This window comes from Actinophytocola sp. (assembly GCF_036402745.1).
Classification (GTDB): Bacteria; Actinomycetota; Actinomycetes; order Mycobacteriales; family Pseudonocardiaceae; genus Actinophytocola.
Window position 1 is genome coordinate 62,367 of the sequence record NZ_DASWSJ010000087.1, and the last position, 26,817, is coordinate 89,183.

A 26,817-nucleotide genomic window follows, 5' to 3' on the forward strand; every position below is an offset into this window, starting at 1 on the left:
GAGGAACGACATGCGACACCCTGTCCGCTCTGTCGCCGCGGTGGCCGCAGCCATCGCGGTGATCATGGCCTGCGGCGTCAGCACGCCGGCGAGCGCGGCCGACGCGCCGTACGACGTGCTGGTGTTCTCCAAGACCGTCGGCTTCCGGCACGACTCGATCCCCATCGGGATCCAGACGTTCCGGGAGCTCGGCGCGGCCAACAACTTCACCGTGACCGCCAGCGAGGACGCCAACGCGTTCAACACCGGCAACCTGGCGCAGTTCGAGGCGGTGGTGTTCCTCAACACCACCGGTGACGTCCTCAACGCCACCCAGCAGACCGCGTTCGAGTCCTACATCCGCGGCGGCGGCGGGTACGTGGGCGTGCACTCCGCGTCGGACACCGAGTACGACTGGGCGTTCTACGGCGAGCTGGTGGGTGCGTACTTCTCCTCGCACCCGGCGATCCAGCAGGTGACCGAGCGGGTGGAGAACCGGGCGCACGCGGGCACCGCGCACCTCGGGCAGACCTGGGTCCGCACCGACGAGCTGTACAACTACCGAACCAACGTCCGCGCCAGCGCGCGCGTACTGGCCACGCTGGACGAGTCGAGCTACTCAGGCGGCACCATGGGCGCCGACCACCCGCACACCTGGTGCAAGGCCTACCAGGGCGGGCGCTCGTTCTACACCGGCAACGGCCATACCCAGGCGAGCTACAGCGAGCCGGCCTTCCGGTCGATGCTGCTCGGTGGCGTCCGGTACGCCGCGAACCGGACCAAGGCCGACTGCCGGGCGGAGAACGGCTACACCAACCTCTACAACGGTTCCACGACCGGGTGGTCGCAGGCCGGCCCCGGCAGCTTCACCAACGCCGACGCCACCCTCACCTCGGTCGGCGGCATGGGGCTGTTCTGGTACAGCACCAAGGAGTTCGGCGCCTACTCGCTCAAGCTCGACTGGAAGATGCCCGGCGACGACAACTCCGGCGTGTTCCTCGGCTTCCCGGCCAGCAGCGACCCGAACTCGGCGGTGAACAACGGGTACGAGGTGCAGATCGACGCCACCGACACACCCGACCGCACCACCGGCGCGGTGTACGGCTTCAAGTCCGCGGACCTCGCCGCCCGCGACGCCGCGCTGAACCCGCCTGGTGAGTGGAACACCTACGAGCTGCTGGTCGAGGGCGAGCACCTGCAGGTGTTCCTGAACGGCGTCAAGATCAACGACTTCACCAACACCGACCCGGCCCGCTCGCTCACCAACGGCTACATCGGCATCCAGAACCACGGCACCGGCGACGACGTCTCCTTCCGCTCGATCCGGATCAAGGAGCTCGGCGGGACCGTCCCCCCGCCGCGGACGGGCCCGATCACCGGGATCGGCGGCAAGTGCGTCGACATCTCGGCGTCCGCCACCGCGGACGGCACCAAGATCCAGCTCTACACGTGCAACGGGACCGGCGCGCAGACCTGGACGGTGTCCGGTAGCACGCTCACCGCGCTCGGCAAGTGCTTGGACGTCTCCGGCGGCGGCACCGCGGACAACACCAAGGTGCAGCTGTGGACGTGCAACGGGAGCGGCGCGCAGAACTGGACCGCCCAGGCCGACGGCACGCTGCGCAACCCGCAGTCCGCCAAGTGCCTGACCCCGTCCGCCGGCGGCACCGCCGACGGCACCCAGCTCGTCATCCTGACCTGCAACGGCGCGGCGAACCAGCGGTGGACCGCGCCCTGACCCAGCGCTGACGGTGGTCCCTGACGGTGGCCCCTGACAGTGGCCTCTGACGGTGGCCTCCGCCCGGCGCCCGGCACAGTCCGGCGGTCAGGCGGAGGCCATCGCGATGGTGGCGCTGCGCCCGAAGGCGTGCGCCGTGGCCGTCGTGCCCCGGTGTAGTGCGGTGAGGGCCCGAGGGCTGCTGGGCGCCTCGGGCCCGCGGACAGCGGCGAGGTCCGGGCCGGGTGTCCGCTGTACGGAGCAGACCGCGCCGCCATCCGGACGGCAACTCGGCGGCGGCCGGGTTTGCGCATTGCGGCCCAGACCGTGCGCTGCAGAGGCAGGCGCGGGGTGGTTCGCGAGGTACCGTCTGGTCGTGCGCGCGTCCAGGACACCAGTTGACCGCGTCGAGTTCGCGACCCGCGACCGGGACGAGGCGGCCGAGTTCATCCGGCAGGTCTACTGCGGCTACCGCCCCCGGTTCGGGAACGAGCGGGCCAACACCGAGTTCCGGGTCCGCTCGGGGACGAACGCGGAGCTCGCCGCCGACCGGGTCCGCCTGTCGATGAACTTCGGGGTCACCGCCGAGCCCGTGGACCAGCTGATCTTCGGCGTCATGGGGCGCGGGCGGATGCGGCTCGCCGCCGACGACGGGGAGGAGCGGAACGTCGTCCGCGGCGACAGTTTCCTCTACCGGCCGGCGGTCGCCACCGACGTGGAGTGGCACGACATCGAGGTCGGCGTGGTCCGGCTGCCGGTGGCCCCCGTGGCCGAGCTGGCCGAGCAGCAGGCCGGCATCGACGGTGCTGACCTGCGGTTCGAGTCCATGGTGCCGGTGTCGGCGGCCATGGCCCGGCACTGGCGGTGCGTGACCGGGCTGGTCAGCCAGGAGCTGCTCACCCCCGACTCGGCGATGAGCAACCCGCTGGTGGCCGAGCAGCTGCTCCGCACCGTCGCCGCCGCAGCGCTGGCGACGTTCCCGAACACGGCCATGATCGCCGACCACGTGCCGGGTCCGGGCCGGGTGGCGCCGGCGGCGCTGCGGCGCGCGGTCGCCTTCATCGAGGCCCACGCGACCGAGCCCATCCGCCTCGCGCAGGTCGCGGCGGCCGCCGGGGTCGGTGTCCGGGCGTTGCAGTACGGCTTCGTCCGCCACTACGGGACCAGCCCGACCGGCTTCCTGCAGCACGTGCGGCTCGAGCGCGCGCACGGCGACCTGCAGGCCGCCGACCCCACCCGCGGGGACACCGTCGCCGCGATCGCCGCCCGGTGGGGCTTCGCCAAGCCCGGCCGGTTCTCGGTCCGGTACCGCGAGCGCTACGGCCGGCCGCCCAGCCAGACCCTGCGCACGTGAACTCCACGGTTTCCCCTACTTGACCGAGTCGATCTCGCGGTGGAAGCGTGCGGATGACCCGTACCGTCTCCGGCAGATGGGCCTTCCATGCTGAGAAGAGCGCTGGTCGTCGTCGCAACGCTGAGCTGCTTGGTGGGCATTCTGCCCGCGGCCGCGACGGCGCACGGGCGGGCCGGTGTGGTCAGCGAACGCATGCTCTCCGACCGGCTGATGGAGCTCGTCGTCCACTCCGACGCGCTGCACGCCGACGTCGGCGTGCGGCTGTTGCTGCCCAAGGACTGGCACGCGAAGCCCGGCAAGAAGTGGCCGACCCTGTACCTGCTGCACGGCTGCTGCACTGTCCAAGATGGACACGTCGAGTGGACCACCTACAGCGACGTGGCCGAGTACACCGCGAACCTCGACGCGCTCATCGTCATGCCCGAGGGCGGGGACGTCGGGTTCTACTCGGACTGGCTGTCCGGGCCGGCGTGGGAGACGTTCCACCTCACCGAGCTGCGCCGGCTGCTCGAGCGCCAGTACCGGTCGGGCGAGGACCGGGCGATCGCGGGCCTGTCGATGGGCGGGTTCGGCGCGTTGTCCTACGCCGCACGGAATCCGGGCATGTTCAAGGCGGCGGCCTCCTACAGCGGTCTGGTGCACACGACGCACCAGGGCCTGGCCACGGCCGCCGGGATACAAGGCCTGGTGGCCTCCTACGGCGAGGATCCCACCGCACTGTGGGGAGATCCGGTCACCCAGGCCAGCACCTGGGCGGCACACAACCCGTACGACCTCGCGAGGCGGCTGCGCGGCCTCCCGGTGTTCCTGTCCACGGGCAACGGCGAGCCCGGACCGCTCGACCCGCCGGGCTCCGCGCCGGACGTGCGCGAGCAGGTGCTCGGCGGGCAGTCGGTCGCGCTGGCCGAACGGCTCGAGGCCGTGGGGGCGAAGAAGGTCACCACGTGCTTCTACGGCGCGGGCACGCACACCTGGCCGTACTGGGAGCGTGAGCTGCACCGCTCCCTGCCGATGCTGATGCGTGCCATCGGAGTGCGCTTCGTCGCGCCGACCGCCGCGCCGCGGGCGGCGGACTGCACCGGCCAGCTGTCGCAAAACGATCCGAATATGTCGTTCCGCGGATGATCGAAGGCTGTTCCGACACTCAGTATTGATCCTCGGTTTTCGTCCATAAACGACTACTCGGGGACTGAGTGACTTGCCTTCGAACGATGCAGAGTGGACTGTCGCGGCGCAGTTGCGGAGACGGGCGCTGGAGGGCCCGGAAGAGCTCGCCCACCGGCTGGTCGGTGTCGCCGACCTGACGTTCGGGATCTGGGACGAGCAGTCCAACGCCGCGGCCCGGGGGCTGCGTGCGCGCGGGGTCGGCCCCGGCGACCGGGTGCTGCTCCCGTGCTCGACGGCCGAGTGGATCTCCTACGCCGTCGCCTGGGCCGGGGTGCTCAAGGCGGGGGCGGTCGCCGTGCCCGTCTCGGTGGCGACCGGGGCGGCGCAGCTGGCGCGGACCTCCGTCGCGGCGGGCGCGGTGGGGGTCGTCGGCACGGACTTCGCCGGCCGGGGCTCCGGCTGGTGCGCCACGGTCGCCGAACTGGTGGCCGACCAGCCGGTGAACCCGGTGCACGTCGACATCTCACCCGACGACGACGCGGAGATCGTCTACACCTCGGGCACCACCGGCGTGCCCAAGGGCGTCGTCGCCAGCCATGCCAACGTCATGTACTCCGTCATGGGGTCCACGGCCACCCGGCGCAGCACCGCCATGCACGCGCTGCCGCCGGCGACGACCGTCGGGCAGGGCCTGCTGGTGCAGCCGCTCGGCCCCTGCCCGCACGCCACCCTCACCCTGCCGAGGTTCGAGCCGGCCACCTTCCTGCGGGCGATCGAGGAGCACCGGCCGACGCACGTGGTCCTGGTGCCGGCCATGGCGATCGCGCTGGTGAACGTCGGCGCCAGGGAGGACTTCGACCTGACGTCGGTCCGGCAGGTCCGCACCACGAGCGCCCCGATCCACCCGGCGACGCTGGAGCAGCTGGCCCAGGTGTTCCCGAACGCCAGGATCCGCAACGTCTACTCGACGACCGAGTGCTGGCCGCGCCGCCTGGCCACGACCTACGACCGGGCCCGGCCCAGGTCGCTCGGCAGGCCGGCGCCCGGCGCGGAGGTGCGCATCGTCGCCTCCGACGGCGCGGAGGTCCCGCGCGGGCTGCCGGGCGACGTCCAGCTGCGCAGCGACGCCCCGCAGCGGCGCTACGACGGGGCCGAGGCGGCGTCCGGAGTGTTCCTCGAGGGCGGGTGGACCAGGACCGGCGACATCGGGATGCTCGACGAGGACGGCTACTTCTACCTGGTGGACCGCCATCCGGACCTGATCAACACCGGCGGTATGAACGTGTCCACATTGGACACCGAGGCCACGGTCATGGACTACCCGGGGGTCGTCGAGGCCGCCGTGTGCGGTGTCCCGCACCCGGTGCTGACCGAGTGCGTGGTGGCCGCGGTGCGGGTCACGCCGGGCGTCGACGTCGAGGCACTGCACGACTTCCTCCGCGAGCGCCGGGGCGTCGCCGCGCCGCACCGGGTGATCGTCGTGGCCGACCTGCCGCGCACCCTGCTCGGCAAGATCGACAAGCGGGCGCTGCGCACGATGCTGGCCGCCGAGGTCACGCCGGCCGGGCACGAGCCGCCGGCCACGCCGACCGAGGAGGCCGTGGCCGGCATCTGGGCCACCGCGCTCGACGTGGACGCGGTGTCCGCGACGGCCGACTTCCTCCACCTCGGCGGCTCGTCGCTGAGCGCGATGGAGGTCGTCAGCGAGGTCGCCGAGCGGCTGGGCCGGGCGGTGCGCGTCCGCGACCTGCTGGACACCCAGACCCTGCGGGAGTTCGCGCGGCGCGTGGACGACGCGCCGCCGGCCGAGCCCGGCGAGCCCGACTTCGTCGCCCTCCCGCGCGTGAACGCGGTGCCGTGATGTGGCCCGTCGAGGTGGACACGTACCCGGCGTCCTACGGGCAGGAGTCCCTGTGGACCGAGTCGGGGCTCTCCGCGGTGAACGTGCCGGCGGTGCTGCGCCTGCGCGGCAACCTCTCGTTGCGCAGGGTGCGGGACGTGCTGGACACCTTGTGCGCCAGGCATGACGCCTTCCGCACGGTGCTCGCCCGCGACGTGCGCGGCGTCCTCGAGCAGCGGGTCGCGCGGAGCGGCACCATCGACCTGGTGGCCGTCCAGCACAACGGGCTGGCGGTGGACGCGTTCCCCGGGCTGCTGCTCGCCGGCGCGGAGCGGCCGTTCCCCGTCGACGGCGGCCCGCTGGCGCTGGCGGAGCTGCACTCGTTCGGCTCGCTGGACCACGTGCTGATCGTGTGGCTGCACCACGCGATCTCCGACCTCGCCTCGAGCCAGGTCGTGGTCGACGACCTGCGGCACCTGTTCCTGGGTGCCGACCCCGGGCCCGTCCGGTACCAGCCGAGCCGGTTCGCCGTGCAGGAGCGGGGCGTGCGGATCGGGTCCCGCCTGGCGCGGTACTGGACCGGGGCGATCGCCTCGGCCGACCGGCGGCTGGGCGTGCCGAGGCCTCGCGGGCGCATGCACCGGGGGATCCGGCCGGCGCTGCCCAGGCTGTCGACCGCCGTGGTCGACTCGCTCACGCTGCTCGCCGCCGAGCGGCGGACCACGATCACCGCGGTGCTCGCCGCCGCGATGATCACCGGGCACGTGCCGGAGGCGACCGGCGAGCGGGTGCTGGTCGGGCTCACCAAGAGCAACCGGGACAGTCCCCGGCTGCGCTCGGTGGTCGGGTGTCTCGCCGACCAGCTGCCGCTGGTGGTGGACGTCGGCGGCGACCCGACGTTCGCGGAGCTCGTCGGCCGGGTGCGCGAGTCGATGATCGACGCGTTCGACCACCGGGCGCCGCTCGGCGCGCTGCTGCCGGTGCTCGGGTGCGGCGAAGCGCCGGTGTTCGCCGTCAACCTCAACTTCCTGCCGCCGCGCCAGGCGATCCCGGAGCCGAGGGGCACGGACGACCTCGAGGTGCTCGACCTCGCGTTCCCGGCCGGGCTGGTGAAGGCGCGGCCCGACCCGTGGTGGCTGGGGGAGGCCGTGCTGGACTACCGCCCGCGGATCGACCGGCACGGCCTCGCCGGCGAGCTCGAGGGCGACGCCGGCGTGCATGAGCCCGAGACCGTCGCGTGGTTCGGCGAGCGGTTCTCGGCGTTGCTCGAGACCGTGGCCGAGGTGCCGGGGTTGCGGCTGGGTGAGCTGACCGCGACCGTCCGGGCGCAGTGACGCCATGAGTGACGTCACGGCGCCGGCGGAGCTGCCGGCCACCTACTACCAGCGGGACTGGGTGCTGGCCTGCCAGGACGGACGGTCCCACTTCACCACCCCGCTCGCCTGGGACCTCACCGGCGAGCTCGACGTCGACGTGCTGCGGGCCGCGCTGCGGACGCTCACCGGCCGCCACGAGTCGCTGCGCACCTCGTTCCGGGTGCGCGGTGAGGACGTGTGCCAGGTCGTGTGGCCGGCCGTGGAGATCGACCTGCGGACCGTCGACCTGGCCGCGGAGGGTGCGGTCGAGGCGCGGATCGTCGCCGAGACCGAGCGGCCGCGCGCCGTGTCGGTGGCTCCCCTGTGGCACGGGCTGGTCTTCCGGCTCGGCCGCCACCGGCACGTGCTCGCGCTCTTCGTGCACCATCTCGTGTTCGACGGCTGGTCCCACGGGGTGCTGCACGACGAGCTGGTCCGCTGCTACCGCTCGCTCGTCACCGGCCGGACGCCGAGGCTGCCGCAGCTGCGCCTGCGGCCCGGCGACTTCGCGCGGTGGGAGCGGGACCGGCGGGACCCGGAGCTGGAGCGGTGGTGGCGCGCGGAGCTCGGCGCGCTGCCACCGATCCTGCCGCCGCCCCCGGTCGGCGGCCGGTTCGTCTCCGTCGCGCTGCCGCCGATCCCGCGCGAGGCGGTCACCGAGCTGGCCGCGGCGGGTTTTGGCGCGAGCACGGCGCTGCTGGCCGCGGTGTGCGCCGCGCGGCGGGCCGTCCGCGGCGGCGACGACGTGGTCGTCGGCGTCACCCGGTCGGGCCGGGAACGCCCGCAGCTGCAACGAATCGTGGGTCCGCTGCTGGACCACGTGCCGGTGCGGGTGGACCTCTCCGGCGGGCCGACCTTCCGCGAGCTGCTGGCGCGGGTGCACCGGTCCTACCGGGCGGCGGTCGAGCACCGGCTGCCGCTCGGCCGGATCCGCCAGGTGGTGCCCGGCGACCTGACCGCGCGCGGCGGGCGGCTGTACGACACGCGGTTCAACTACCTGCCGGCCTCGGCGGCCCGGCCGGACCTCGGCGGCCCGCTCACGATCACACCTCGGCCGATCGCACCGACGAGCCTCGCCCCCCGAAACACCGAGGACCACCCCGAGGTGCTGCCACTGTCCTATGTGCTCCGTCAGCATCCGGACGGCAGGCTGGAGGGCGAGATCTGCGGGCCGGACGTGCTGTTCGGCGCCGACCGGCTCGCCGGCCTCGCGGCGGAGTTCGCCGAGCTCGTGTGGCGGGTCGGGGTGGCCGGCCTCGACCGGCCGCTGCCCGTCCCGGCACCGTGGTGAACCGCCTGCCCGTGCTGGTGGTGATGTCGCTGGCGCACTTCCTGGTGATGGTGGACGCGACGATCGTCAACGTCGCCCTCCCGTCCATCCGAAGTGGACTCGGGTTCACCGCGACGGGCCTGCCGTGGGTCGTCAACAGCTACAGCTTCGCCTTCGGTGGCTGCCTGCTGCTCGGCGGGCTGGTGGCTGGCCGGCTGGGCCCGAAGCGGGTGTTCGTCGGCGGGATGGCGGTCTTCGGGACCGGGTCGGTGGTGTGCGGGCTCGCCCCGGCCACCGAAGTGCTCGTCGCGGGGCGGATGCTGCAGGGCGTCGGCGGGGCGTTGGTGTGCCCGGCCGCGCTCGCGGCGATCACGGTCACCTTCGACAGCCCCGGCGAGCGGGCCCGCGCGCTGGCCGGCTGGAGCGCGGCCGGGGCGGGCGCGCTCGCGGTGGGCCCGCTCGTCGGCGGGGCGCTGACCGCGACGTGGTCGTGGCCGGCGGTGTTCCTGGTGCCGGTGCCGCTGTGCGCCGGCGCGGCCGTCGCCGCGTGGCGGTGGCTGCCGGACCGGCTGCCGGACCGGCGGACGGGGCGGCGCGAGCGTGGGTTCGGGCCGGCGTTCCCGTACCGCCGGGTGCTGACCGCGAACCTGGTGCTGGCGCTGGGCTCGGCCGCGATGGTGGCCGCCTGCTACACGTGCACGCTGTGGCTGCAGACCGTGCTCGGCTACGGCCCGATGGCGACCGGCCTCGCGTTCCTGCCGCTGAGCCTCGGCATCCTGCTCGGCGCGGCACTCGCGCCGCGGCTGATGCGGCGCGTGGCCGCCACGGCCGTCGCGGTCGCCGGCCTCGCGGTCGCGACGCTGGGCATGGTCCTGCTCGCGTGCCTGCCGATGGCGGTCACGCCGGCCCAGCTGCTCCCGGCGCTCACCGTGCTGGCGGTCGGCTTCGGCCTCCAGTCCGTCCCGGTCTGCGCGCTGGCCACGACGGTGCCGGGGGACCGGGCGCTCGCGGCCGCCGTGTACCAGACCGCGGGCCAGCTCGGCGGCGGCCTGGGCCTGGTCGGTCTCGGCTGGCTCGCGGGCCGGGTGTCCGATGTGGACTCAGTGGGCCTGGCGTGGCGGTCCTGGGCCCTCGCCGGCGGCGCGGTGGCGCTGGCCGCCGGGGTGGCCGCGGTGCTGGTGTCGCGGGCTCACTCCGCGCACGGGGCGAGCGTCGTCTCCCAGACGCGGGAGTAGACGACGAGGTCGTCGACCGTGACCTCGCCCCTGGCGCGCAGCGTGGTCTGGGTGCAGCGCAGCGTCGCGGTGGCCGCGACCTTGTCGCCGGTGCCCAGCCACACGGTGGCGCGGTGGGTGCCCCGCATCACCACCGCGTCCGGGGCGGCCCGGCGCACGGTCGCGCGCAGCTCGCTGCTCGCCTCGAACCTGTAGTCGTACCAAGGGTTCTCGCCGTGCGCCCGGGACACGACCTCGACCTCGACGCCGTCGTGCACCTGGTCCCGGGTGATCGTCCAGCCGGTCGGGGGCTCCTGCGGTGGCCGCGGCAGCGCCACCAGCTCGACCGGGGTGCCGGCGGCGGGGCTCGTCGTCGGCACGGTCAGCTCCATGCCGACCACGCGCAGCCGGCTCGGCGCGGCCAGCGGGGTGAGGCGCGGGAAGTCGGCGTCGCCGACCGCGACCCGCAGCCGGCGCCCGGCCGGCACGCGATAGGCGACCGGCCGCAGCACCACCCGGTGGCTCGCGCTCGACGTGGCCGGGGTCAGCACGCCCGCGGTGATCAGCGTGGACCGGCCCGCACCGTCCACATGGGTGAGTCGCACCACCAGCCGCCGCACCGGGTCGAGCCGGCCGTCGTGGTCGCCGGCGAGCTTCACCAGCACCTCGGTGCGGCCGGTGATGACGAGGTCGTCGGGCAGCGGGTCGCTGGTCGCGGACACCGACCGGAGGTCGTCGTCGTGCTGGTCCTGGGGTGGGCAGGACTCGCCGAGGCAGAGCCCGGGCAGCCCGCGCAGCGCGCCCGCCGTCGGATCCGGCCGGTACTCCACCGCGTCGTGGGTGTCGGGCTCCTGGTCGAGCGTGGCGGCGACCGGCGCGATGTCGCCCGGGGGAGGCCAGGAGTCGTAGCCGCGCCAGGCCGGGCGCGCGCCCTCGACGTACAGCGTCACCGGCGGCTCGGCCATGACCCCGGTGTCGATGCCGCGCAGCCAGTGGTCCCACCAGCGCTGCGCGAGCGCCAGGAAGTCGATCGGCACGACCCCCGAGTCCTGCGGCAGCACGTGCCCCCAGGGGCCGACGAGCAGCTTCTTCGGCCCGCGCATCCGTTCGTACGCCTGGATGAGCGCGTCCGGGAACGCGTCGCGCCAGCCGCCGACGCACAGCGCCGGCACCACGACGGCCTCCCCGTCGATCGCGCGGTCGCGCCACACCGGGTCGCCCGGCCCGTGCCGGGCGTAGTCCAGGAAGATCGGCTCGGTGTCGTGCAGCCGGGTGCGCCACCGGTCCAGCTCCCGTCTGGAGTCCAGGTCGGCGAGCGGTGGCAGCAGCTGCTGCACGAGCATCGACGTGCCCCGGTTGACCAGTGCGTGCAGGTCGCCGCGAGCGCCGTCGGGGTGCACGGTGTCGCGGCCCGGGTCGAGCCCGTGCATCAGCGGGATGATCGCGCGTAACCGTGGCGGCCGGCGGCTGGCCGCCCGCATGGTCACCGTCGCGCCGTAGGAGTGGCCCCACATCCCGACGGCGCCGTCGCACCAGTCCTGCCCGGCGGCCCAGCCGATCGCGGCGAGCGCGTCGTCGGCCTCGCCGGGGTCGAACTCGGGCCGGCGCACGCCGTCCGACGAGCCGGTGCCGCGCAGGTCGACCAGGACCCCGGCGTAGCCGCGCTCGGCGAACCAGCGTGCGGGCCCGTCGTGGGCGAGGCCGCCGACGAAGTCCTTGCGGTAGGGCACGACCGTGACCAGCGCCGGCACCTTGCCGGCCGTGACCGGCCGGTACAGGTCGGCGGACAGGGTGAGCCGAGGGTCGCCGGTCGGTATCCGGACGTCGCGGACGACCTCGACCTCGCACCGCTGCTGGGTGGCCGGCCGGTGGTGGGACATTCCATCCTCCCCAGTCGCTGAACGCTCGATACTAACCTTGTAAAGCGCTTCGCGCGAAGGGCTTGACAACAGAAATTCGCCCGTGTTTCCTATGGGTTAATTCAACCGACCGGCGGGAGTGCCGACCCGAGGAGGCCGTCGTGGTTGGTCGTGCCACGAAATCGATATCCGTCCGTAGCCGATTAACTGTTCTCCTGGCCGTCATCGCGCTCGCGATCACGGCGTGCGGCGGCCGGGGACCGGCCTCCGCCGGCGACCAGCCCGCCGCGAGCGGGAAGGTCGGCGACACGCTGACCGTCGTGTCGGTCATCCCGCCGCAGACCCTCGACCCTGCGAAGACCGCGCAGAACAACGCCTGGTTGGCCGAGCTCGCGTACCAGCCGCTGATCGTCCGGCGGTCGGACGGCACCCTCACCCCGGGCCTCGCGGAGTCCTGGTCGTACACGGGTACCGGAAACAGAACCTTCGAATTGCGGTTACGGTCCGGGGTCACCTTCGCGGACGGCAGCGAGCTCACCGCGGAGAATGTCGTCGACCATCTGCGGTACGTCGTGAAATCGGGCGGGCAAATGGCGCCCATGCTCGCGAACAACACGTTTACCGCCACGGACCCGCATACCGTGACCATCACCGCGGGCGCACCCAACCCGAACTTCCCGGAGATCCTCAGCCAGGACTACGTCGTCGGCGGCGTGATCAGCAAGGCCGGCCTCGCCCGGCCGGACGAACTGGGCACCCGGACGTTCGGCGCCGGTCCCTACCAGCTCGACCCCGACCAGACCGTCGCCGGCGACCACTACACCTTCGTCGCCAACCCGCACTTCTACGACAAGCCGTCGGTGCACTGGCGCAAGGTCGTCGTCCGCATCATCACCAACGCCCAGTCGGTGCTCAACGCGCTGAAGACCGGCCAGGCCGACGTGGCCGTGGGCGACCCGGCCACCGCGTCCGCCGCCGAGCAGGCCGGGCTGACCGTCGTCTCCACCCCGTTCCTGTGGAGCGGCGTCGTCCTCGCCGACCGCGCCGGCACGCAGGCGAAACCACTGGCCGACGTCCGCGTCCGGCAGGCGCTCAACCTCGCCACCGACCGCCAGGCCATCGCCGACGCGCTGTTCCCCGGCCTCGGCGAGCCGACCAACCAGCTCACCGTGCCCGGCGGGTACGGCTACGACGCCGCGCTGAACAAGACCTACCCGCACGACGAGGCCGGGGCGCGCCGGCTGCTCACGGAGGCGGGCTACGCCAACGGGTTCACCCTGCGCCTGGTCACCCCGCGCTACCAGCAGCTGAACCTGCTCGCGCAGGCGCTGGCCGACCAGTGGCGCAAGGTCGGCGTGACGCTCGACCTCACCGACCACGCCAACCCCAACGAGTTCACCTCCGACGCGTTCGGCGGGAAGTTCCCCGCGTTCATGACCTCCTTCGGGCAGATCCCGATCTGGATGGAGGGTCCGTCGCTGTTCCTGCCCACCGCCGCGTTCAACCCGTTCCACGTGGCCGACGCCGAGCTGGCCGGGCTCTTCGACCGTGCGGCCCGCGCCTCGGGTCAGGAGAAAGACCGGCTGGACAGGGAGATCCAGGCGCACCTGGTGCGCGAGGCGTGGTTCGTCCCGGTGGTCACGACCGGCCTGCCCTACTACGCCCGCAAGACCGTGACGGGCCTCGCGACCTCGCCCAAGGCTCCGGTGCTGTCGCTGTACGAGGTACGGCAGGCCGCGTAGAAGGGAGGGACGGCCATGGTCCGAGAAGCCGTGCGCTGGCTGGTGTCCTCGCTGGTGTTGCTGTTCGTGGTGAGCGCGCTGACGTTCGTCCTGGTGTCGCTGGCGCCGGGGGACGCGGCCAAGTCGATCCTCGCCGGCCAGACGAGCACGTTCACCCAGGACCAGTACGAGAGCATGCGGGCGCTGCTCGGCATCGACAAGCCGCTGCACGAGCAGTACTGGGACTGGCTGACCAACCTCGCGCACGGCAGCCTCGGCACCGACCTGTTCAGCGGCCAGCAGGTCACCGAGGTGCTGGCCGGCCGGATCGGGCCGAGCCTGTCGATCATCCTGGGCACCGTGCTGGTCTCGGCCGTGCTCGGGGTGGGGCTCGGCATGCTCAGCGCGTGGCGCGGCGGGCGGCTCGGCCGCGTGGTCGACGCGGTGTCGCTCCTTGGTTTCGCGGTGCCGAACTTCTGGCTGGCGCTCGTGCTGGTCGAGCTGTTCGCGGTGCGGCTGACCCTGTTCCCGGCCGGCGGCTACACCGGCCTGGCCACCGACCCGGCCGCGTGGCTCGCGAGCATCACGCTGCCGATCCTCACCCTGTCGGCCGGCGCGATCGCCTTCGTGGCCAAGCAGACGAGGGACTCGATGGCCGACGTGCTGTCGCGCGAGTTCGTCACGATGCTGCACGCGCGCGGGCTTTCGCCGCGCACGATCCTGGTCAAGCACGCGCTGCGCAACGCCTCGATCCCGGTCGTGACCATGCTGGGGCTGCTGCTCGTCAGCCTGCTCAGCGGCACGGTGCTGGTCGAGAGCGTGTTCTCGATCCCCGGGCTCGGGCAGCAGGCCGTGAACGCGAGCGGCAGCCACAACCTGCCGCTGATCGCGGGGGTCGCGTTCTACTTCACCGTCGTCGTGATCATCGCCAACCTGTTGGTGGACCTGTCCTACCGGCTCCTGAACCCGAAGGTGCGCGGCTCATGACGATCGGGTCCATCGCCGCGCCGCCGCCGGGCGAGACCGCCGACCCGGTCCCGGCCCGCACCCCGTCGCTGTGGCGCGGGCTGCTGCGCCGGCCGCTCGGTCTCGGCTCGGCCGCCTTCCTCCTGGTCCTGGTCGTCGCGACGGCCTGTGCGCCGTGGCTCGCCCCGAGCGACCCCGGGGCGCAGGACCTCGGCAACGCGTTGTCCGGACCCGGCGCGGCGCACTGGCTCGGCACCGACCGGCTGGGCCGCGACGTCCTGAGCCGCCTGCTGTTCGGCGGGCAGATCACGTTGGTGAGCGTGGTCGAGGCGGCGCTGGTGTTCACGCTGCTGGGCGTGACGCTGGGCCTCACCGCCGGGTTCCTCGGCGGCTGGGCGGACCGGCTCATCGCCCGCCTCGGCGACCTGCTGCTCGCCCTGCCGGGCATCATCGTGCTGCTCATGGTCCTGTCGGTGTTCCCCGGCAACGACCTGGTCACCATGATCGCCCTCGGCGTGCTCAGCTGCCCGACGCTGCTGCGCGTGGTGCGCGGGCAGACGATGGCGCTGCGCCAGGAGCTCTACGTCAAGGCCGCCCGCCTCGCCGGGCTCACCGGCCCGCGCATCATGTGGCGGCACATCCTGCCCCGGCTCGCCGGACCGATCATCGTGCAGGTCTCCCTGTTCGCCGCGACCGCCGTGCTGGTGCAGGCGGCCCTGTCCTTCCTCGGTCTCAGCACCCCGGAGACCGAGGGACCGAGCTGGGGGAACATGGTCGGCTCGGCGGCCGAGGTGATCAGCCGGGACGGCTGGCTGATGGTGCCGACCGGGGGAGTGCTCGTGCTCACCGTCCTCGCCCTGGGCCTGCTGGGCGACGCGGTCCGCGACCTCACCGTCGGCCGTGCCCTCGCCCCGCCCCCGCGGCCGAACCGCCGCCGCCCGGCGCGGAGCCCCGCCGAGCCCGCCGAACCCGAGCCCGAGCCCGACGCGCCGCTGTTGTCCGTGCGGGACCTGACGATCGCCTTCCCCACGACGGCGGGAGACGTGACCGTCGTGCGGGACGTCAGCTTCGACGTGCGGGCCGGTGAGGCGTTCGGCATCGTCGGCGAGTCCGGCTGCGGCAAGACCGTCACCGCGCGCAGCCTCGTCGGGCTGCTCGCCGACGGCGGGTACGTCAGCGCGGGCTCGGCCGTGTTCGACGGCCGGGACCTCGCCGGACTGTCCGAACGGGACCTCCGGGGCATCCGCGGCTCCCGGATCGGCCTGGTGGCGCAGGAACCCATGAGCGGGCTCGACCCGTCGTTCCAGGTGGGCGGCCAGCTGGTGGAGGTGATCCGCCGGCACGACCCGATGTCCCGGCGTGCGGCCCGGGCGCGTGCCGTGGAGCTGCTCGCCATGGTGCACCTGCCCGAGCCCGCGCGGGTGGCCCGCCGCTACCCGCACGAGCTCTCCGGCGGCATGGCCCAGCGGGTCGTCATCGCGCTCGCCCTGGCCGGCAACCCCGACCTGCTGATCGCCGACGAGCCGACCACGGCGCTCGACGTCACCGTGCAGGTGGAGATCCTCGCGCTGCTGCGTGAGCTGCGCGCCCGGCTGGGCATGGCGGTGATCCTGGTGACCCACGACTGGGGCGCGCTCGCGGACCTGTGCGACCGCGCGATGGTCATGTACGCCGGCGAGGTCGTCGAACAGGCCACTGTGGACGATCTGTACCGGACACCGCGGCACCCGTACACCCGGGGGCTGCTCGCCGCCAACCCGCACGTCGCTCCCGTCGCCGCGGGGCTGCCCGCCATCCCCGGCAGCGTGCCGCCGCCGACCCGGTGGCCGGCGGGCTGCCACTTCCAGCCCCGCTGCGCGCTGGCCACCGCGGAGTGCGCCGCCGGCCCGATCCCGCTGGTGGCCCCCGCGCCGGACCGGGTGTCCCGGTGCATCCACATCGACGAGTTGGTGGCGCCATGACCGCTTCGGAACCGTTGCTGCGCGTCGAGGGCCTCGCCGTCCGCTACCACCGTGGGCACCGGCGGCTCCCGCCCGCTGTGTCCGATGTGGACATTGCGGTCGGGGAGGGCGAGACCGTCGCGCTGGTGGGGGAGAGCGGGTCGGGCAAGTCGACGGTCGGCAACGCCGTCCTCGGGCTCGTGCCGCCCGCCGAGGGCCGGATCGTCTTCGCCGGCGAGGACGTCACGCACGCACCCGCGAGCCGCCGCCGCGCGCTGACCAAGGACATCCAGGCGATCTTCCAGGACCCGTACGGCTCGCTGAACCCCGTGCGCACCATCGGGCAGACCCTCGTGGAACCGCTGCGCGCGCACCGCGGGCGGGCCCGCGACGAGCGCGCGCGGGTGGCCGAGGCGCTCGCCAGGGTGGGGCTGCCCGCCGACGCCGCGGACCGCTACCCCGGCCAGTTCTCCGGCGGGCAGCGCCAGCGTGTCGCGATCGCCCGCGCGCTCATCGTCGGGCCGCGGCTGGTCGTGTGCGACGAGCCGACCAGCTCGCTGGACCTGTCGATCCAGGCCCAGGTGCTGAACCTGCTGCTCGACCTGCAACGAGCGGAGGGCCTCGGCTACCTGTTCATCACCCACGACCTGGCCGTGGTCCGCCACATCGCGCACCGGGTGGTGGTGCTGTACCGGGGGCGCGTGGTCGAGTCCGGGCCGACGAGCCAGGTCTGTGATCATCCTCAGCAGCCGTACACGCAGGCGTTGCTCGCGGCGGTCCCGGACCCCGACCCCGTCGAGCAACGTGCGAGAAGGCGTGCCTACCGCGGCGTCTCTGTCAGGGTGGGCACGCCCACCTTCCCGAGCTGACAAAGGGGACCCGGCCTTGAGCCATGTGACGATCTACGACGTGGCGGCGCTCGCCGGCGTGAGCATCTCCACGGTCTCGCAGACGCTCAACCGTCCCGACCGGGTGAACGCGACGACGAGGGGGCGCGTCCTCGAGGCGATCGAGCAGCTCGGGTACGTGCCGAGCGCGACCGCGGCCACCCAGGCGCGGGGCGGCGTCGGCCGGGTCGGGGTGCTCGCGCCCTTCTCCTCCTACGACTCCTACCGGCGGCGGCTCATGGGCGTGCTCACCGGCTCGGGAGCGTCCACACGGGACATCGTCGTGTACGACAACGAGTCGGCCGCGGCGAGCGAGGCGCCGCTGCTGCGCACGCTGCCGGTCAGCGGGCGGCTCGACGGCCTGCTGATCATGGGGCTGCCGGTGGACGACGAGCTGGCGGCGCACCTCACCAGACGCCGGCTGCCGACCGTGCTGATCGACAGCGGCCGGCCCGAGTTCAGCTCGGTGAACATCGACGACGAGGAGGGCGGCGCCATCGCGGCGAGGCACCTGCTCGCCCGCGGGCACACGTGCTTCGCGTTCGTGCAGGAGCCGCAGGAGTCGTTCGCGTTCGTCTCCCAGGGCCAGCGGCGCAACATCGGCTTCCTCGCCGAGATGACCAGGGCCGGCCTCGGCGAGGACCGCGTCCACACGGTACTCGCCAGCAACGACATCGCCGGCGGGCGCAAGGCCCTGCACGACGTGCTGTCCCGGACGCCGATGCCGACCGCGGTGTTTGCCCACCACGACGTGCTCGCGGCCGGTGTGCTGCTGGAGTGCCGCAGCCAGGGCGTGCGCGTGCCCGACGAGCTCGCGATCGTGGGGTTCGACGACGCCGACATCGCCGAGGCGTCCGGGCTCACCACCGTCCGCCAGCACTTCGAGGAGTCCGGCCGGATCGGCGTCCGGCTGCTCGACGGGCGGCTCGCCGACGCGTCGACCCCCGTCCAGCGCATCGTGCTCGGTCTCGAGCTCGTGGCCCGCGACACCACCTGACCTCTCGAGGAGGCCCCGATGGACCGCGAGGACAGCCCGGCCAGGTATGACGTCCGGGTCGTGCGCGGGGTGCGGATCCCCACGGAGGAGCCCGGCCGCGGCCTGGCGGCCGACCTGTTCCTGCCGGCCGGGGCCGGGCCGGTGCCGGCACTCGTGACCCTGTCGCCCTACCGCAAGGACGCGCTGGGTGGCGCGGGCGCGTGGGACACGGTGCACGCGTTCGCCGCCCGGGGCTACGCCGGGGTGCTCGTGGACCTGCGGGGGACCGGCTCGTCGGACGGCGACCTCCGCCCGCCGTTCGACCCCGCGGAGGGCGACGACGGCGTGGCCGCGGTGGAGTGGGCGGCGGCCCAGCCCTGGTGCACCGGCGCCGTCGGGATGTGGGGGCTGTCCTACTCGGCCGCGCTGGCCCTGCGCACCGCGAGCAGGCGCCCGCCGCACCTGAAGGCGGTCATCCCCGTGATGGGTCTCGCCGACCCGGAGCGCGACTTCGTCCATCCGGACGGGGTGCGTGGCTGCCTTGCCCCGCTGGGGATCTGGAGCCTCGGCACGGTGCTGGACCTGCTCCTGCCGCCGCTGCAGGACCCCGCGGACCCCGCCGAGCAGCGGCGCTGGCGGCACCGCGCCGCGCACGCGGACCCCTACCTGGTGGACCTGCGCCGGCACGGACCGGGCCACGAGGTCTGGCGCTCGCGGGTGCTCGACCTGGCCGAGGTCCGGGTGCCGGTGCTGTGCGTCAGCGGCTGGCGCGACATCTTCTGCGGGGGCGCGGTCCACGCGTACGAGCAGCTGGGCGGGCCGAAGAAGCTCCTGGTGGGACCGTGGACGCACACCATGCCGCACGAGGCGCCGGTCAGCCCGGTCGACTTCCACGGGCTGGCGATGCGGTGGTGGGACAGGTGGCTGTCCGGCAGCCCGAACGGTGTCGAGCGCGAGCCGCCGGTCACCGTGTACGTGCAGGGCGACGAGCCCGGGTGGCGGCACTTCGCGTCGTGGCCGCCGCCCGCCAAGGTCGACCGGTACGCCGGCGCCGAGCTGAGCCCACCCAACCGGGATGCGCCAACGGGTTCGACCGCCGTCGCCGCCGTCCGCGTCGACCCCACGGTCGGCGCGCTCAGCGGGATGTGGGGGATTCCCACCGGCGGCTACGGATTTCCGCTCGACCAGCACGGTGACGACCTCGCGAGCCTCGCGGTCACCGGGCGCCCGCTCGAGCAGCCGCTGCTGGTGCTCGGCCGGCCGGTGGTGACCGTCGGCGTGTCCGGCGGTCCGCGCCGGCTCGTGGTCCGGCTCGCCGACGTCGACCCGCGCGGCCGCTCGACCATGATCACCGGCGGGCTGCTCGCGCGGTCGCCCGCACCCGGCGACCCGCCGGCGGCGGTGGAGCTCGAGCCCACCTGCTACCGCGTGCCGGCCGGGCACCGGCTGCGGGTCACGGTCGCCGACGGCGCCTTCCCGCGGCTGTGGCCGGTGGCCGCCGGTGCGGAGCTGGGCCTCGACCGGGTGGCGCTGGCCCTGCCGGTGAGCTCGGCGGCGGAGGGCCAGCCCGCGTCGGTGCCCCCGCCGGGCGAGGCCGGCGGCGGCCTGTGGGTGCGCAACCAGCCGCGCTGGGAGATCCGGCACGACCCGATCAACCAGGAGGTGGCGGTGGTCATGGGCGGCTCGGCCACGTGCGCCGACCCCGGGCGCGCGCACCGGATCGAGCTCGACTCGCAGCTGTGCGCGGCAGTCCGGCGGGACGCGCCGGAGCTGGCGACCGTCCGCGGCGCGTCCACCACGACCGTCCACATGGGAACCGGCGAGCGCGTGGTGGTGCGGATCGACCTGCACAGCACCGAAAGCGCCACCACGGTCACCGGGAGCGTGACGGTCGACGGCGACACCGTCGCCGAGCGCCGCTGGCACACCTGACTCACCCGCGCAGGGTCGCCGACGGGGTCTCGCCGAACGTCCGGCGGTACAGCAACGCGAACCGTCCCGGGTGGACGAACCCGAGGCGGCGTGCGACCTGCCCGACGGTCACCGCGTCGGTCGCCGACGCCAGCAGCACCTCCCGCGCCCTGCGGAGCCGGACCTGGCGCAGGTAGGCGCTGGGCGAGGCCCCGAGGTCCCGGCGGAACGCGCGCTCGAGGGACCGCACGCTCACCCCGTGCGCGCGGGCGAGCTCGGCGATCGTGTGCGGGGCCTCCGGGTGGCTCTCGATCAGCGTGACGATCTCGCTGACCACCCGCGAGGACGTGGCGGCACCCGGGGCGTCGAGCAGGTCTCGGTAGTTGCTCCCGGCGGCGAGGAGCAGCCCGGTCATCAGGCCCTGCTCCAGGTTCGCGACGGCCATGACCGAGTCGGTGAACATGCTGTCGGTGCGGTTGAGCTGGGTCGCCATGAACGCGAGGTTGTCGTACACGGTGCGGCCGCGGCCCGAGGTCAGGTCCAGCACCGGGTCGAACGCCAGCGGCCGGGGCAGTGGACGGCCGAGCAGGTCGCAGAGGTGCAACTTCAGCGCGGCCGCGTCGATGCGCACCACCCACTGCTCGCAGCCCGCCGACCAGAGGACGCTCCACGGCTGGGCCGGTGCGGTGACCGAGCCGCGCCCGGGGGCGGTCCGCACGCGCCGGGTGCCGGAGCGCACCACCGCGCTACCGGCGATGGGGATCTGGACCGCGAAGAACTGCCTCTGCCGGTCGAGCTCGATCCGGACGTCGGTGTCGAAGTACAGGCGGGTGAGCGACACGTTCAGCAGCCGGCGGGACGTCACGCGGGCCCACAGGGGGGCGCTGGGTCTCAGCCGTACCGGGCAGAGGGATCTCCCTACCGCCTGGGAGAGCTCGTCGATATCGGAGGATCGAAGGGACTCGGTGGTATCGAGCCGCATGAACGTTCAACCTCGCAGTCGGTGCGTCGGACAAGGTGTCCCGGGGAAAGCCGGGCGCATTCTGTTCACCCCAGTCGAAATTCCGGGGCGACCGTTTTCCGGTCGCCCCGTAGCGCATTATTTCGCCCACAGGAAAATGCTCGGTGGGCCGCTGCCGGCTCGCCGTAGCTGTATTAGGAGAGTAACGCCCCGACTCCGCTCCGGGTATCGTTCAAAAGAACGAATCCGTTCGCACTTCGGATCGAAACCGTGCTTGTGTGGGCGGCGCCCATGAGGTATTGCTCCGTTCAGACCAGGCCGTGGTCGCGGGCGAACGCGGCCAGCTGGGTCCGGCTGCGCAGGCCGAGCTTGGCCAGCATCCGGGACACGTGCGACTTCACCGTCGACTCGCTCAGCGTCAGCTCGCCGGCGATCTCGGTGTTGGAGAAGCCGAGGGCCACCAGCCGGACCACGACCCGCTCCCGGTCGGTGAGCGGGGTCGGCGGGCTTTCCGCGGGTTCGGCCTGGTCACCGCGGACCTGGTCGATCAGCTCGCCGGCCGCGGCGGGGGACAGCCAGCCGGCGCCGGAGACCACCGCCCGGACCGCGGCGCCCAGCGTCCAGGTCTCCTGGTTCTTGATCAGGAAACCCCGCACGCCCGCCTTGGCCGCCCTGACCACGTCACCGCGCCGGTGCACGTCGGCCAGGACGATGATCACGGGGGCGCGGTCGCCGAGGAGGGCGCCGACGTGGGCGGCCAGGGAGATGCCGTCGGAATGGTCGAGGTCGCGGTCGACGAGCAGGACCTCCGGGCGGAGCTGGGAAACAAGGCGGAGGAACCGCTCGCCGACATCGGTGATATCGCCGACGACGGTGACGCCGGGATCCTTCCGGAGTATTTCCCTGATGCCGTCGGAACTGATGGTGGAATCCAGCGCGAGCAGCAGTCGTGTCGTCGCCTTACCAGCGCCGGACGCCGGTTCGTTCGATCTCACTCCGTGGTCGGTTTCGGCTCCCCCACTGGCATGGCAATACTGATCACGCGCACGTCTGCAACCTCCACGTCGGGTTCGTCTCGCCTGCCCTCCGCGGGAGGGAAGACCCCGCGATACGACCACGACCGGGCGCGTCCGCGGCGTACCACGCCGCGCGGCCCTGTCTGAGCGCCGACGTTACCGATTCTGCAAGTTGCAGGGAAGGCCCAGTGCGTCACGTTGGGCCGTTCGAGTGCGTCCCCGCCCGCCGGGTTGCGCACCGCGCGCATGAGGTGCGCGTTCTGGGCACGTCACCGCCGGTACGAACGCTGGTCCCCGTAGTCGGCGGCCGGTCGCGGGTCCGCGGCCGGCGCGCGGCGGGCGAGGAACGCGCCGACGATCACGAACACACCGCCGATGCCACACACCACCCACAGCACGATGGAGACCTTGCTGGTCAGCGCGTCGTAGAAGGGGCCGGCCAGCTCGGGGGACGGGCTCTTGGCGGTGACCTGGCTGCGCACGAGCCACTGGAACAGGATCACCAGGACCGTCACGAGGACGAGCCCGAACCCGGCGACCATCAGCGTCCGGCCACGACGGGCGGACAGGGCCACGCCCAGCACGATCAGGACGATCGAGGCGACGGGGAGCGCGACGCTGAGCTTCTCGAGCAGGTCGAACGCGGGCACCGCCTGGCGGACCGCCGACCCGGACACCACCTGGACCTTCGCGGCGACGTTCGGGATCTGGTCGGCCAGCGGCACCCCGTCGGCGACGAACCTCGCCTTCACGTCGGCCGCGAGCACGCCGAGGTCCAGGACGATCGCGTCACCGTTGACCGCGAGGCTGCCGGGCTCGTCCCGGAGCAGGGCCAGGAGCTGGGGGTGCACCTCCTTGTTGAGCGTGACCCACGCCGTCCGGAACTCGCCGCTGTCGACGAAGTTCGTGATGCTGCCGTTGACGAGTTGCCGCGCGGACGCCGGCACCTTGTCGTCGATCGCGGCCGACAGCTGGTCGGCGACGACCTTGCGGACGGCGGGCTCGTCGGCGAGCGGGGTGACCGCCGCGAGGTAGCTGTCCCGGTCGGTGACCTCCCCGACCAGCACGTACGCCGCGACCGCCGGTCCGGCGAGCAGGCATCCCAGCAACACGAGCACAGTGGCGAAACCGGTACGGAACACCGGCGCACCCTAGCGTCGCCGGCCGCCGCCGTGGGAGGCAGTGCGGCGAAGCGACCCACCACGAGTTGGGTAGTTTCGGGCGTCATCAGGCAGGACAGCCCGCAGCGAGGAGGCTCGAGTGGGCACGGTGGTGCAGTTCACCGGCGCACGCCACGTCGAGGTGGTGGAGGTCGAGGACGAGATCCTGCCGCCGGGGTCGCTCCGCGTCCGGACGCTGTACTCGGGCATCTCGGCCGGAACCGAGCTCACCGCCTACCGCGGCACGAACCCCTACCTCACCCGCGTCTGGGACGAGGAGCGGCGGCTGTTCGTGGACGGGCACACCGCCCCGAGCTACCCGCTGGCCGGCTGGGGATACTCCGAGGTCGGCGTGGTCACCGAGGTGTCCTCCGACGTCGTGGGCCAGCCCGGGGTGCCGGCCAAGGACGACGTCGTCTGGGGAATCTGGGGCCACCGCAGCGAAGCCGTCGTGCCTGCGTCCAAACTGGACGGTCGGGTCGTACCCCGGGGGCTCGAGCCGCTGGCCGCCACGTTCGCGCGGGTCGGCGCGGTCGCCTTCAACGCCGTCCTCGCGGCGGAGGTGAACCTCGGCGAGACCGCGACGGTGTTCGGCCAGGGCGTCATCGGGCTTCTCGCCACCCGGCTCGCCACGCTCGGCGGGGCGCGGGTTCTCGCCTGCGACACGATCCCGGCCCGGCTGGCGAAGGCGATCGACTTCGGTGCCGTGGCCGCCGTGGACGTCACCGCCGCCAGCGTGGCCGAGCTCGCCCGCTCGCTCACCGGCGGGCGCGGGGCGGACGTCGCGGTGGAGCTGAGCGGCAGCTCCCGCGCGCTGCACGAGGCCATCCGGTCGGTCGGCGTCGGCGGGCGGGTGGTGGCCGCGGGCTTCTACCAGGGCGAGGCCGTCGGGCTCCGGCTCGGCGAGGAGTTCCACCACAACCGGGTCGAGCTGGTCTGCTCGCAGATCGGCGGCCCGCCGGCGCGGCTGGCCGGCCGGTGGGACCAGGATCGGATGAACCGCACCTTCCTGCGGCTGGCCGCCGACGGCGCGATCGACCCGGTCGCCCTCGTGACGCACCGCGTGCGCGTGGCCGACGTCGCGGCCGCCTACGAGCTGCTGGACCAGCGTCCGGCCGAGGCGCTGCAGGTGGTGCTCGACTACACGGAGGACTGAGTGTTCGCCTTTGCCTGCCAGGAGCAGCTGCTGCCCGGCGAGGACCTCGAGTCGAAGTGGGCGTTCGCCACCGCGGCCGGGTACGACGCGATCGAGCTGCGCGGCAAGGGCGATCTCGCCCTTCAGCGGCGGTTGCCGGAGCTGCGCCGTGCGGCGGCACGCGGGGTCGTGATGCGCACGGTGTGCGTCGACATGCTCCACTTCTTCGGCGCGTTCGACGCGGAGCTGCGGGCCGACGCGGTCAGGCAGCTGCGGTCCCAGCTCTCGGTCATCGCCGAGCTGGGCGGGACGGGCGCGATGACGCCCGCGTCCTACGGCATGTTCTCGCGCCGGCTGCCGCCGTTCGAGCCGCCGCGCGGGGAGGCCGAGGACCGCGAGGTGCTGCTGGCCGGACTTGCCGAGCTGGGCGAGCACGCCGCCGCCGAGGGCGTGACGTTGTTCCTCGAGCCGCTCAACCGCTACGAGGACCACATGGTCAACCGGCTGGAGCAGGCGGCGAGCCTGATCGACGAGGCAGGCACGGGCTCGGTGCGCATCGGCGCCGACACCTACCACCTGAACATCGAGGAGGACGAGCCCGCCGACGCCCTCGTGAAGTTCGCCCGCTACCTCGGGCACGTGCAGGTGAGCGACTCCAACCGGCTGCAGCCGGGGGCGGGACACCTGGACTGGCCCGCTGTGCTCGGCGCGCTGACGGCGATCGGCTACGACGGCGATGTCGCGCTGGAGAGCCGGTTGCGCGGTGCGCCCACCGAGGCGGTCGCCTCGGTGCCGGCCTTCCTCCGGGCGAGGATGTCGAGGTAGCCCGCGCCCCTTGTTGCAGCTAGCAGGAACCGGCGAGTTCCGCTAGCCGGGGGGACGGATGGTCGCTGGCCGTGATGCCGGCCGGACCGGATGCGCGCGATTGTTGTGGGGCGCCAAAAGGAGCACCTGGCGAGAAAGAGGCCCCGTAGCAAGGAGAACGCACATGGTTGACGTTATCGCGCGTCAAGGAACAGTTAACGCGAAAGCAGTGTCCGCCGCCCCGTGGGCGGTGTCGAGCCGGAAGTACGCCGTCGAGGCGATCGGGACGATCTTCCTTGTCTTCACGGTCGCCGTCAGCGGACTGACCCACAGCGTGTTCACCCCCCTCGCGGCCGGCGCGGTCCTGATGGTCATGATCTATGCGGGCGGGCACATCTCCGGCGGTCACTACAACCCCGCCGTCACCATGGCCGCGCTGGTGCGCCGCCGGATCGGGATCGCCGACGCGGCCGGGTACTGGGTCGCACAGCTCGCCGCCGGCGCGGTCGCCGCCGTGGTCGCGCACGCGGTCGTGGACCCCGCCGCGGTGACGGCCCTGCACCCGTCCGGGCACGCCCTCACCGCCGCCGCCGTGGTGGAGCTGCTGTTCACCTTCGCGCTCTGCTACGTGGTGCTGAACGTCGCCACCAGCAAGGACCAGCCGGTCAACTCCTACTACGGCCTGGCGATCGGGTTCACCGTCGCGGCCGGCGCCTTCGCGATCGGCGGGATCTCCGGCGGCATGTTCAACCCGGCCGTCGCGCTCGGCACCGCCACCGCGGGCCTGTTCGCGTGGCAGACGCTGTGGATCTACCTGGTCGTGCAGCTCGTCGCCGGCGCCCTCGCAGGCCTCGCGTTCCTCGCGCTCAACCCCGACGACAAGTGATCAGCGCGGCGACGCCGATCCACCAGCCGTAGCCACCCAAGGAGACACAACGATGACCAGCACGCACCCCAAGCCGACGACGACCGATGCCGGCATCCCGGTCGAGAGCGACGAGCACTCGCTCACCGTCGGCCCGGACGGCCCGATCCTGCTGCAGGACCACTACGCCATCGAGCAGATGGCCCAGTTCAACCGCGAGCGGGTGCCCGAGCGCCAGCCGCACGCGAAGGGCAGCGGCGCCTTCGGCCGGTTCGAGGTCACGAACGACGTCAGCGCGTTCACCAAGGCCGCGGTGTTCCAGCCCGGCATCACGACCGACCTCGTGATCAGGTTCTCGACCGTGGCCGGCGAGCGTGGCAGCCCCGACACCTGGCGCGACCCCCGCGGCTTCGCGATCAAGTTCTACACGTCCGAGGGCAACTACGACATGGTCGGGAACGACACCCCGGTGTTCTTCCTCCGCGACCCCATGAAGTTCCAGCACTTCATCCGGTCGCAGAAGCGCCGCGCCGACAACAACCTGCGCGACCACGACATGCAGTGGGACTTCTGGACCCTGTCACCGGAATCGGCGCACCAGGTCACCTGGCTGATGGGTGACCGGGGCATCCCGCGGACCTGGCGGCACATGAACGGGTACAGCTCGCACACGTACATGTGGGTCAACGCCGGTGGTGAACGCTTCTGGGTGAAGTACCACTTCATCAGCGACCAGGGCATCGAATACCTCACGCAGGAGGAGGCGGACGCGCTCGCCTC

The 26,817-nt window shown here is 73.0% G+C and carries 21 protein-coding genes; 17 read left to right on the top strand and 4 right to left on the bottom strand.

Annotated features, from left to right (window positions below):
• Positions 1 to 10: 10 nt before the first annotated feature.
• The 7 genes from VGD70_RS08660 to VGD70_RS08690 all read left to right on the top strand — a co-directional run bounded on the left by VGD70_RS08660 (position 11) and on the right by VGD70_RS08690 (position 9,857).
• On the top strand, positions 11 to 1,717 hold the full coding sequence (locus VGD70_RS08660) for a ThuA domain-containing protein (protein WP_414637919.1): 1,707 nt from the start codon (positions 11 to 13) through the stop codon (positions 1,715 to 1,717).
• A gap of 355 nt (positions 1,718 to 2,072) precedes the next feature.
• The gene (locus tag VGD70_RS08665; protein ID WP_331079900.1) at positions 2,073 to 3,050 is read left to right on the top strand and encodes a helix-turn-helix domain-containing protein; all 978 of its coding nucleotides are present in this window, start codon (positions 2,073 to 2,075) and stop codon (positions 3,048 to 3,050) included.
• Between the two features lie 132 nt (positions 3,051 to 3,182).
• Positions 3,183 to 4,175, top strand: coding sequence for an alpha/beta hydrolase family protein (locus VGD70_RS08670; protein ID WP_331079937.1), 993 nt, complete (start codon positions 3,183 to 3,185; stop codon positions 4,173 to 4,175).
• A 112-nt stretch (positions 4,176 to 4,287) separates the two neighbouring features.
• Positions 4,288 to 6,018 carry an AMP-binding protein gene (locus tag VGD70_RS08675; protein ID WP_331079902.1) on the top strand — a complete coding sequence of 577 codons (1,731 nt, stop codon included), beginning with the start codon at positions 4,288 to 4,290 and terminating at the stop codon, positions 6,016 to 6,018.
• Positions 6,018 to 7,331 (top strand): condensation domain-containing protein, encoded by a 1,314-nt coding sequence (locus VGD70_RS08680; RefSeq protein WP_331079904.1) that lies wholly within the window; start codon positions 6,018 to 6,020, stop codon positions 7,329 to 7,331. The genes VGD70_RS08675 and VGD70_RS08680 overlap by 1 nt, the downstream gene beginning before the upstream one ends.
• 4 nt (positions 7,332 to 7,335) lie before the next feature.
• The gene (locus VGD70_RS08685) at positions 7,336 to 8,643 is read left to right on the top strand and encodes a condensation domain-containing protein (RefSeq protein ID WP_331079906.1); all 1,308 of its coding nucleotides are present in this window, start codon (positions 7,336 to 7,338) and stop codon (positions 8,641 to 8,643) included.
• Entirely contained in the window at positions 8,640 to 9,857 is a 1,218-nt protein-coding gene (locus tag VGD70_RS08690; protein WP_331079908.1) for an MFS transporter, read from the top strand. The genes VGD70_RS08685 and VGD70_RS08690 overlap by 4 nt, the downstream gene beginning before the upstream one ends.
• Here the strand turns inward: VGD70_RS08690 and VGD70_RS08695 are convergent.
• Positions 9,812 to 11,716 (bottom strand): CocE/NonD family hydrolase, encoded by a 1,905-nt coding sequence (locus VGD70_RS08695; protein ID WP_331079910.1) that lies wholly within the window; start codon positions 11,714 to 11,716, stop codon positions 9,812 to 9,814. The genes VGD70_RS08690 and VGD70_RS08695 overlap by 46 nt on opposite strands.
• A 140-nt stretch (positions 11,717 to 11,856) precedes the next feature.
• Between VGD70_RS08695 and VGD70_RS08700 the strand changes: the two genes are divergently transcribed.
• Genes VGD70_RS08700 through VGD70_RS08725 form a run of 6 tightly spaced genes read left to right on the top strand, consistent with a single transcriptional unit; the run spans position 11,857 to position 20,117 of the window.
• Positions 11,857 to 13,437 carry an ABC transporter substrate-binding protein gene (locus VGD70_RS08700; protein ID WP_331079912.1) on the top strand — a complete coding sequence of 527 codons (1,581 nt, stop codon included), beginning with the start codon at positions 11,857 to 11,859 and terminating at the stop codon, positions 13,435 to 13,437.
• A 15-nt stretch (positions 13,438 to 13,452) separates the two neighbouring features.
• A complete protein-coding gene (locus tag VGD70_RS08705) occupies positions 13,453 to 14,403 on the top strand; it encodes an ABC transporter permease (RefSeq protein WP_331079914.1) in 951 nt (316 codons plus the stop codon).
• A complete protein-coding gene (locus VGD70_RS08710; protein ID WP_331079916.1) occupies positions 14,400 to 16,343 on the top strand; it encodes a dipeptide/oligopeptide/nickel ABC transporter permease/ATP-binding protein in 1,944 nt (647 codons plus the stop codon). Before VGD70_RS08705 ends, VGD70_RS08710 begins: the two co-directional genes overlap by 4 nt.
• On the top strand, positions 16,340 to 17,191 hold the full coding sequence (locus VGD70_RS08715) for an ATP-binding cassette domain-containing protein (protein WP_331079917.1): 852 nt from the start codon (positions 16,340 to 16,342) through the stop codon (positions 17,189 to 17,191). Before VGD70_RS08710 ends, VGD70_RS08715 begins: the two co-directional genes overlap by 4 nt.
• A gap of 25 nt (positions 17,192 to 17,216) precedes the next feature.
• Positions 17,217 to 18,206 carry a LacI family DNA-binding transcriptional regulator gene (locus VGD70_RS08720; RefSeq protein ID WP_331079939.1) on the top strand — a complete coding sequence of 330 codons (990 nt, stop codon included), beginning with the start codon at positions 17,217 to 17,219 and terminating at the stop codon, positions 18,204 to 18,206.
• Positions 18,207 to 18,224: 18 nt separating this feature from the next.
• A complete protein-coding gene (locus tag VGD70_RS08725) occupies positions 18,225 to 20,117 on the top strand; it encodes a CocE/NonD family hydrolase (RefSeq protein ID WP_331079919.1) in 1,893 nt (630 codons plus the stop codon).
• Between the two features lies 1 nt (position 20,118).
• Here the strand turns inward: VGD70_RS08725 and VGD70_RS08730 are convergent, their stop codons facing one another.
• From VGD70_RS08730 to VGD70_RS08740, 3 genes are all read right to left on the bottom strand, one after another.
• Positions 20,119 to 21,078 (bottom strand): AraC family transcriptional regulator, encoded by a 960-nt coding sequence (locus tag VGD70_RS08730; RefSeq protein WP_331079921.1) that lies wholly within the window; start codon positions 21,076 to 21,078, stop codon positions 20,119 to 20,121.
• A 287-nt stretch (positions 21,079 to 21,365) separates the two neighbouring features.
• Positions 21,366 to 22,052 (bottom strand): response regulator transcription factor, encoded by a 687-nt coding sequence (locus VGD70_RS08735; protein WP_331079923.1) that lies wholly within the window; start codon positions 22,050 to 22,052, stop codon positions 21,366 to 21,368.
• Between the two features lie 290 nt (positions 22,053 to 22,342).
• Positions 22,343 to 23,215, bottom strand: coding sequence for a hypothetical protein (locus tag VGD70_RS08740; RefSeq protein ID WP_331079924.1), 873 nt, complete (start codon positions 23,213 to 23,215; stop codon positions 22,343 to 22,345).
• A 118-nt stretch (positions 23,216 to 23,333) separates the two neighbouring features.
• Here VGD70_RS08740 and VGD70_RS08745 point away from each other — a divergent pair, with 118 nt between their 5' ends.
• The 4 genes from VGD70_RS08745 to VGD70_RS08760 all read left to right on the top strand — a co-directional run.
• Positions 23,334 to 24,389: a zinc-binding alcohol dehydrogenase gene (locus VGD70_RS08745; protein ID WP_331079926.1), complete on the top strand. Its 1,056-nt coding sequence runs from the start codon at positions 23,334 to 23,336 to the stop codon at positions 24,387 to 24,389.
• Positions 24,390 to 25,193 carry a sugar phosphate isomerase/epimerase family protein gene (locus VGD70_RS08750; RefSeq protein WP_331079928.1) on the top strand — a complete coding sequence of 268 codons (804 nt, stop codon included), beginning with the start codon at positions 24,390 to 24,392 and terminating at the stop codon, positions 25,191 to 25,193.
• Between the two features lie 208 nt (positions 25,194 to 25,401).
• A complete protein-coding gene (locus VGD70_RS08755; RefSeq protein ID WP_331079930.1) occupies positions 25,402 to 26,058 on the top strand; it encodes an aquaporin in 657 nt (218 codons plus the stop codon).
• 52 nt (positions 26,059 to 26,110) lie between these two features.
• A partial coding sequence (locus VGD70_RS08760; protein WP_331079931.1) for a catalase occupies positions 26,111 to 26,817 on the top strand: 707 nt, incomplete at its 3' end.